At 71.9% G+C, this 7,605-nt stretch carries 7 protein-coding genes; 2 read left to right on the plus strand and 5 right to left on the minus strand.

Features of this window, described 5'->3' with window-relative positions:
* Window positions 1-831 (plus strand): hypothetical protein (locus CS062_RS26460; RefSeq protein WP_199174350.1); only part of this gene is annotated, 831 nt, incomplete at its 5' end.
* A 53-nt stretch (window positions 832-884) separates the two neighbouring features.
* On the opposite strand, the gene CS062_RS24545 is transcribed toward CS062_RS26460, so the two are convergent.
* The 5 genes from CS062_RS24545 to CS062_RS24565 form a co-directional block, all read right to left on the minus strand.
* Window positions 885-1,313: a VOC family protein gene (locus CS062_RS24545; protein ID WP_091724473.1), complete on the minus strand. Its 429-nt coding sequence runs from the start codon at window positions 1,311-1,313 to the stop codon at window positions 885-887.
* Window positions 1,314-2,303: 990 nt separating this feature from the next.
* Window positions 2,304-3,485, minus strand: a complete 1,182-nt coding sequence (locus CS062_RS24550; RefSeq protein WP_099864450.1) for an acyltransferase family protein — start codon at window positions 3,483-3,485, stop codon at window positions 2,304-2,306.
* A gap of 94 nt (window positions 3,486-3,579) precedes the next feature.
* Entirely contained in the window at window positions 3,580-4,470 is an 891-nt protein-coding gene (locus CS062_RS24555; protein ID WP_099864452.1) for a TIGR03915 family putative DNA repair protein, read from the minus strand.
* The gene (locus CS062_RS24560) at window positions 4,467-5,789 is read right to left on the minus strand and encodes a putative DNA modification/repair radical SAM protein (RefSeq protein WP_099864454.1); all 1,323 of its coding nucleotides are present in this window, start codon (window positions 5,787-5,789) and stop codon (window positions 4,467-4,469) included. Before CS062_RS24560 ends, CS062_RS24555 begins: the two co-directional genes overlap by 4 nt.
* A 167-nt stretch (window positions 5,790-5,956) precedes the next feature.
* Window positions 5,957-6,970 carry a LysM peptidoglycan-binding domain-containing protein gene (locus CS062_RS24565; protein WP_143742505.1) on the minus strand — a complete coding sequence of 338 codons (1,014 nt, stop codon included), beginning with the start codon at window positions 6,968-6,970 and terminating at the stop codon, window positions 5,957-5,959.
* 138 nt (window positions 6,971-7,108) lie between these two features.
* On the opposite strand from CS062_RS24565, the gene CS062_RS24570 reads away from it, so the two are divergent.
* A partial coding sequence (locus tag CS062_RS24570) for an FHA domain-containing protein (protein WP_158238924.1) occupies window positions 7,109-7,605 on the plus strand: 497 nt, incomplete at its 3' end.

Consider the following 7,605-nt stretch of genomic DNA (forward strand, 5'->3'; position numbering starts at 1 on the left):
CCGAGCGGCACGCTGCGCGGCGGCGAAGGCGTGGCCGGCGCGCCGCCCAGCGCCTTCGAGCAGGCACAGGTCGCGCGCGCGCAGGACCAGGTGAAGGAGGGTCAGCTGGCCGAGGCCGCCTGGACCTGGGAAGCGCTGACCGTCCTGCGACCCGACAACGCCGGCTACCGCGACAGCCTGGCGGCGACCCGGCAACTGATCGACAGCGGCGTGGCCGAGCGGCTCGAGAAGGCCAGGGCGGCGCAGAAGCGTGGCGACCTGGAGGGCGCGAGCGCGTCCTACCTGGGCGTGCTCGCGCTGCAGCCGGACAACGAGGCGGCAGCCGACGCGCTGCGCGGCATCGAGAAGGAACGCAACCAGAAGAGCTACCTGGGCAAGCCGACGCGCTTGACGCTGCGCAAGGCGCCCCCGCCGGTGGCCGCCAAGCCGGCGACCGGCGCCAAGGCCCAGGCGGCGGGCGCGGCGGGCAAGGACACGGCTCAGGCCGCGGCCCCGGCCGGATCGGACCGCAACGAACTCGAGCACATCGCGATGCTGGCCGCCCAGGGCGAGCTCGACGAACCCATCCGGTTGCTCGAGCGCCGCGCGCCGCAGGACCGCAACGATCCGTCGGCCAAGCGGCTGCTGGCGGACCTCTACGTCCGCAAGGCCGAGAAGATCTCGACGATCGACAAGTCCGGCGCGGTGATGCTGCTGCAGAAGTGCCTGCGCGTCGATCCGAAGAACGCCCGCGCGACCGCGCTGATGCGCCAGCTCATCGACGAGTCGGCCGCCAAGGCGCCGGCCGCGGGGCCGGCGGCGACGGCAAAGAACAAGGTCGAGAAGCGGTAGCCGCCAGCGGTGGCCCCAGGCGCGTCGGCCAGCGGCTCCGCCCGCGCGGAGACCTAGAACGTCACCGTGACCGACGGCGCGCTGCGCTGCGCCTCGCCATGGAAGACGGCCTCGATGTTGTTGCCATCGGGGTCCAGCACGAAGGCCGCGTAGTAGCCCGGGTGATAGGGCCGCTCGCCGGGCGCGCCGTTGTCGGTGCCGCCGTTGGCCAGCGCGGTCTTGTGGAAGGCATCGACCGCCGCGCGGTCCCGGGCCTGGAAGGCCAGGTGATGCCGCCCGGTCAACTGGCCCTGCGCCGCATCGCTGCTGGCGGTCGACACGAACAGCTCATCGGCCCAGAAGTAGTCGTCGCCCGACCCGCCGATCGGCACGCCCAGCGGCGGCAGGACCGCCTCGTAGAAGCGGCGACTCGCGGCCAGGTCGCGCACGACGAGCTGCAGGTGGTCGATCAGGCGTCCGCGGTGCAGTTGCTGGACTTCCATGGAGGCTCCTTGAAGTGGGTCGGCATGAAGCCGGTCGGGGCAAGCGGCGTTCTTATCCGCCCGGCGCGCCGGTGCCATTCGTTTTTCCATCGACAGCCTGTCGCGCCCCCGGAGTGCGGGACATGGGCGCTTCGTTTGCTCGGCCGCCGCACCGCGTGCGCCGCACGAGCATCGACAGAGTCCCGCCACCATGAAATCGCTTCTCCTTGCCGCAGTCCTTGCCGCGACCGCATCCGGCGTCCGCGCGCAGTTCAATCCGCCCGACGCGCCGATGCAGCGCATCGACGTCAGCGCCGGGGCGGTCGCGGACAGTCGCTCGCAGATCGGCAGCCCGGGCGCGCTGAGCGCCTCGGCCCGGGACGCGGGGCTGGACGGGTCGGGCCGGCCGTTCAGCGTCGACACGAGCGGCTCGACCCGCATCGGGCCGGGACGGCTGTCGGGCAGCCTCGCGACCCGTTTCGCCGGCACTGGCGGTGGATCGGCGTCGCTGTCGGCCTACCAGCACGACGCGATGACCTTCCGCCGCCTGGACGGCGGCCCGGACAGCGAGCTGATCGTCCACTACAACATCGTCATCGCTGGCGGCAGCTCGGCGTCGATCGATCCGGTCAGCCCGTCGGCCTCGGGCGGGGACGCCGGCTCGGTGGACTGGACCTTCGTCCACCGGCTCGACAACTTCTACCTGACGAGCTGGGACAGCACCACCCGGCTGGGCTATGACGGCAGCGTCACGACGACCAGCCACTGGAATGTCGGCGAGATCGGCCAGGTGTACGCGGTCTACTCGTTCTCCGCGGCGGTGCTGGCCGGCTCCGCGGTCGACCTCGACCTGTACCTGGAAATGAACAGCCAACTCAACGCCGCGGGCATCGCCACCGCCGGCTCGCTGTCCGCGGATGCGCCGACGATCTACTGGGGCGGCATCTCGCAGGTGACCGACTGGTTCGGCAACCGGCTCGACTACACGGTGAGCTCGGCGTCCGGCTTCAACTACGCCTTGTCCGCCGAGCCCTCGCCCGCGCCGGAACCGGCCAGTTGGGCGATGTCGGTGCTCGGCGGCCTGGCGCTGGTGCTGTGGCTGCGCCAGCGGCGGAGCAGGGGCGCGGACACGGTTTTCTCGAGCACCCCCGCCAGCACGACGCACAGCACCACCGCCGGCGGGTAGACCAGGAAGGTCCAGGCCTGCGACGCGCCCATCGCGGCGCGATACAGCGCCACCGTGCCGAGCACGACCAGCATGTGGCTCAGGTAGAGCTCGTAGCTCAGCTCGCCCATGCGGGCGAGCCAGCGCCAGCCGCGGCGCGGCGCTGGCGGATGCGCGACCGCGGCGATCAGCAGCGCGGCGGTACCGACGCACAGGACGTACATGCCGCCCTTGAAGAGATGCCGGTGGACGAGCTCGCCCCAGCCGATGACCAGCAGCAGGCCGACGCCGCCGAGCACGGCGAGCAGGCTGGCCTCGCGCGCGCCGGGTCGCCAGCGCCGCGCCAGCAGCGCCGCCAGCACGCCCCAGGCGATCGCCGACATGCCGGGCAGGTAGGCCTTCTCCCACCAGACCTCGTCGCTCGGCGGCACCAGCGACCTCAGCGGCACCAGGGCGAGCGCCAGGGCCAGCAGCGCCGCCACCAGCAGCGGCCGGGGCAGTGCCAGGCACAGCAGCGGGAAACCGACGTAGAAGACCTCTTCGATCGACAGGGACCAGAGCACGTCCCAGGCCGCCGGCGCCCAGCCGGTGCGGCCTTCATACCAGTTGAAGGTGAAGCTCAGCGCCGAGCCCAGCAGGCCGGCCAGCGACTGCCGCTCGCCCGGCGCGAAGCCCGGCACCCCCAGCAGCGCCAGGCCCGACAGCAGCGCCAGCATCACCCCCAGCAGCGGCAGGATGCGGGTCGCGCGGGCCCGGTAGAAGGCGCGCAGGTCGATCCGGCGCAGGTCGCCGCCGCGCGCCAGCAGGCGGGTCGTGATCAGGAAGCCCGAGATCACGAAGAAGATGAACACCGCCTCGTAGCCGTTGAAGCTGATCGCGTCGGTCAGGCGCTTGGGCAGCCAGGTGCCGGCGATGCTGGGTGCCAGCGGCAGGCGGAAGGGCAGGGCCAGGTGATGGACCACCACCAGCAGGATGGCCACGCCGCGCAGGCAGTCGATGGCGAAATTGCGCGGCGTCTGGGCGGTCATGCGGAACAGCGGCGCGAGCTCGCCGAGGAATGAGGGCGGTGCGGATGTTAGCGGCGGCGGGCGCGGGCGCGCTCGCTCATCGGGGTGACGGGCGTTACGTCGACGAGCGGCGCGGCAGCACGATCGGACGGATGCGTCGGGGCGTGGTCGGCGCGGCGTCCAGCATGTCCTGGACGCGCCCATCCGCCTGCGCCACCAGCGGTTCGATCAGGGCCGCCTCCGGCAGGTTGGCCCAGTAACGGCGCGGCATCTCCCGCGTCATCATCGCCACCTTCAGGCGCGCCGGATTGAAGATGCTGCGGTAGTAGGTCAGCCACAGCGCCGCGCCGGCATCCGGCGGCGGCGCCGTCTCCCGTCGGGCCCCGGGGCCGGCGCACAGCTCGATACCGTCCCAGTGCATCGAGACGCGCGGCGACAGAATGGACCAGCGCAGGGTGGCGAAGCGCCGCGCGAAGAACGGCGCGGCGGCCTCGAGCACGTGATGTTCGGGCTCGAACCAGGCGACGAGGCGTTCGCCGTCGCCGTCCTCGACCGGGACGAAGCGCACGAAGGCATGGGTCTTGTGGATCTCGTGTCGCACCTCGCGAGCGAGCCGCTCCGCATGGCGGCGGTCCTCGTCGAACCCGTCGCGCCACTGCGCGGGATTGGCCTTCAGCCGCGACAGCAAGCGGTGCAGGAGCTCGAAACGCCGCGGCTCGCGATGCAGCAGGGCGGACCGGCACAGCGACAGGAACGAGGCCGGCACCGTGAACGGGGCGCTCGCGGCGCGCGCCTTCGACGTGGGCGCTGGGGACGGATCGTCGGCGGCATCGACTGCATCGACCACGCCCGCATCGATCTCGCCCGCGGTCGACCAGAGGTCGCCACCTTCCTCGCCGGTGATCCACTCGACCGCCTCCGGCGCCACGCCGTCCAGCACCAGGCGCCGGGCGGCGCGCCGGAAGCCGTCGAAGTCGACCGGCCCCTCGAGCCGCACGCGGGTCATCCGAACAGCCCCAGTTGCGTCGGTGCGCCGGTCGCGAGGCGCGCGCCCATCGCGTCCTTGGCGGGCAGGCCGGTGGGCGGTATCGCGCCCGGTCGGTGGCCGTCGACGATGACGAACGGCAGCACCCGACGCACCGGCAGCTTCATGTGGCGCAGGTCCTCGGCCCGCACCCGCCGCAGGCGGCGGGCGGCGATCAGCCGATCGACCGAGCCGACGCCCAGGCCGGGCACCCGCAACAGCAGCTCGCGCGGCGCCTGGTTGAGGTCGACCGGGAAGCGCTCGGGATGGGCGAGCGCCCAGGCGTGCTTGGGATCGACGTCCAGCCGCAGCAGGCCGGTGCCGTCGTCGACGATCTCCTCGTGATCGAAGCCGTAGAAGCGCATCAGCCAGTCGGCCTGATAGAGGCGGTGCTCGCGCACCAGCGGCGGGGCCTTGAGCGGCAGCGCTCGCGCCGCATCGGGGATGGGACTGAACGCCGAGTAATAGACGCGCCGCATGCGGAAGCGGCCATAGAGCGCCGCGCTGCTGCGCAGGATGCTGCGGTCGTCGCTGCCGTCGGCGCCGACGATCATCTGCGTGCTCTGGCCCGCCGGCGCGAAGCGGGGAGGCCGCGCGGGCCGGGCCGCGGCGCCGGGGATGACGCGGATCGGCGCCTCGGTCGATGCGCCGGCCGATGCGACGCCCGATGCGCGGGTCGACGCGCGCGCCTCACGCGCTTCGTCGATGTGCAGCCGCAGGCGACCCATCGAGCGATGGATCGCGGTCGTGTCCTTTTCCGGCGCCAGCTGCCGCAGGCCGTCCTCGGTGGGCATCTCGACATTGATGCTGAGCCGGTCGGCATACCGGCCGGCACGACGCAGCAGCTCGTCGCTGGCGTCCGGGATCGTCTTGAGGTGGATGTAGCCGCGGAAGTCATGCACCTCGCGCAGCGTCTGCGCCACCCGCACCACCTGTTCCATCGTGTGGTCGGGACTCTTGACGATCCCACTGCTGAGGAACAGGCCTTCGATGACATTGCGGCGGTAGAAGTCCAGCGTCAGCCGCACGACCTCCTCGACGCTGAAGCGCGCCCGCGCCACGTTGCTCGACGACCGGTTGACGCAGTACAGGCAGTCGTACTGGCAATGGTTGGTCAGCAGGATCTTGAGCAGCGAAATGCAGCGGCCGTCCGGCGCGTAGCTGTGGCAGATGCCCATGCCCTCGGTCGAGCCGATGCCGGCACCACCCACGGAATCGCGCCGGTCGGTGCCGCTGGACGCGCAGGAGGCGTCGTACTTGGCGGCATCGGCCAGGATGGCGAGCTTGCGGTCGAGGTCCATGGAGCGCGCGGAAGTGACAAACAACTGTATGAATATACAGTATTTGAGCTATCCGACTCGCCCCTTATCCGAGCGATGGACGGCGCTTCAGCCGTCGAGCCGCCATGCAAAAGAGGCGCACGCGGCGCCTCTTTTTCGGTTGCCAACGCCGCCTGCGCGGCGAGGTCTCACTTCAGCTGATCGGCCTTGGCCTTGAGCGTGACCGCCTTCTGGCGCTCCAGCTTGGCCAGCTCGTTGTCCGGATCGAGCTGCAAGACCGTGTCCCAGCCGCGGATCGCACCGGCCAGGTCCTGCTTGGCGAAGGCGGTGCGCGCGCTCAGCGTGGCGCGGGCGATCTGCTTCTTGCGCAGGGCCTCGATCTTGGCGGCGGCGCCGGGCTGGTCGGCGGCCTCGGCGCGGCGGTATTCCTCCAGCGCCTTGTCCAGGCGGCCGGCGCGCTCGTGCGCGTCACCGGCCCGCATCGCCTTCTCGCCGGGCGAGAGTTCCGGGACGGGCGGCGGCGAGGGCGGGGCAGCGGGGGCCGGGGCCGCGGCGACGGTGGTCGGCGGCGCGGCGGGCGGAGAAGCGGTGGCCTTCGGATCCGGGCGCGCCGAGGGACGCGGATACAGCGGACCCGCCGGCGGCTTGCCCGGGATACGCAGCACCTGGCCGCCGGCGACCTGGCGCGGCACGCGGATGTCGTTGTAGCGGGCCAGGATGTAGAACGCGTAGATGTCGCCCATGAAGCGGCCGGCGATCCGCGACAGGGTGTCGCTGGACTGCACCGTGTACGCGAAGGACTCGCGGCCCAGCAGCGCCACCGGGTCGGCGGTGATCTGCTTCATGAGGTTGTTGGCCAGCTTGTTGGCCGGATCCAGTTGCAGCGCGCGCTGCAGCTCGGCGCGGGCCTGGTCTTCCTGGCCGGCTTCCAGCAGCTCGATCGACTGCATCGCGGTCTTCTGCGCCAGCGCCTGCTCGGCGGGCGTCGGCGGGACCGGCTCCGGCGGCGGAGGAGGCGGGGGCGGTGCGGTCACCACCGGCTCGGGCGGCGGCGGCGGTGGCGCGGGCGTCTGGCAGGCCGCCAGGGCCAGGCTCAGCAGCAGCACCGAGACGGCCGACAGGGCGGACGGCGCACCGCCTCGCAGCGCGTTGGCGATCCAGGGAGAGGCGGTCGGGGCGTCGGGACGGAAAGTGGTCGACATCGGCATCACGTCGGGATTCGAGCGGGGTGGAGTATGAAACAGCGACAAGCCCCCCGCAGGTGACTTTCGTTCATTGAAGCAGGACCTTTGTCACGCAAACATCCCATGCCAGTCTCTCGAGGTCCCAAAGGCAGCATCATGACCCTCACCCTGCGCGCGGTGTCGCTCAACGACCTGCCCCTGACGCAGCCCATCACCGCGCGCTTCGACGCCACCGGGGGGACCATCGGTCGCGCCGACCACAACACCATGGCGCTGCCCGACCCGGAGCGCCACATCTCCCGCCAGCAGGCCGAGATCAGCGCCGATGCCGGCGGCTTCGTGATCCGCAACGTCGGCAGCGCCAATCCGATCACCGTCGCCGGGCAGCCGGTCGCCCAGGGTCAGGCCGTGCCGCTGCGCCACCTGGACCAGGTCCGCATCGGCGGCTATCTGCTGGAGGTGCAGAACGAGGCGGGCGACGACAGCGGCGCCACCGTCATCCGCCGCGCGCCCGACCTCGCCCGTCCGATCACGCCGGCACCGATGCGCGCGCCCATGCCGATCCCGGCGCCACCGGCACCGCTGGGCACCACGGCGGCACCCGCGGCGCTGTCCAGCTCCAACCCGTTCGCCGACCTGTTCGGCGGCGGGCC

This window comes from Roseateles chitinivorans (genome assembly GCF_002761755.1).
GTDB lineage: Bacteria > Pseudomonadota > Gammaproteobacteria > Burkholderiales > Burkholderiaceae_C > Roseateles > Roseateles chitinivorans.

Excerpts from the sequence above, each read along its gene's own strand:
- CS062_RS24545 (WP_091724473.1), bottom strand. The coding sequence starts at position 1,313 with ATGGAAGTCCAGCAACTGCACCGCGGACGCCTGATCGACCACCTGCAG.
- CS062_RS24550 (WP_099864450.1), bottom strand. The coding sequence starts at position 3,485 with ATGACCGCCCAGACGCCGCGCAATTTCGCCATCGACTGCCTGCGCGGC.
- CS062_RS24555 (WP_099864452.1), bottom strand. The coding sequence starts at position 4,470 with ATGACCCGCGTGCGGCTCGAGGGGCCGGTCGACTTCGACGGCTTCCGG.
- CS062_RS24560 (WP_099864454.1), bottom strand. The coding sequence starts at position 5,789 with ATGGACCTCGACCGCAAGCTCGCCATCCTGGCCGATGCCGCCAAGTAC.
- CS062_RS24565 (WP_143742505.1), bottom strand. The coding sequence starts at position 6,970 with ATGTCGACCACTTTCCGTCCCGACGCCCCGACCGCCTCTCCCTGGATC.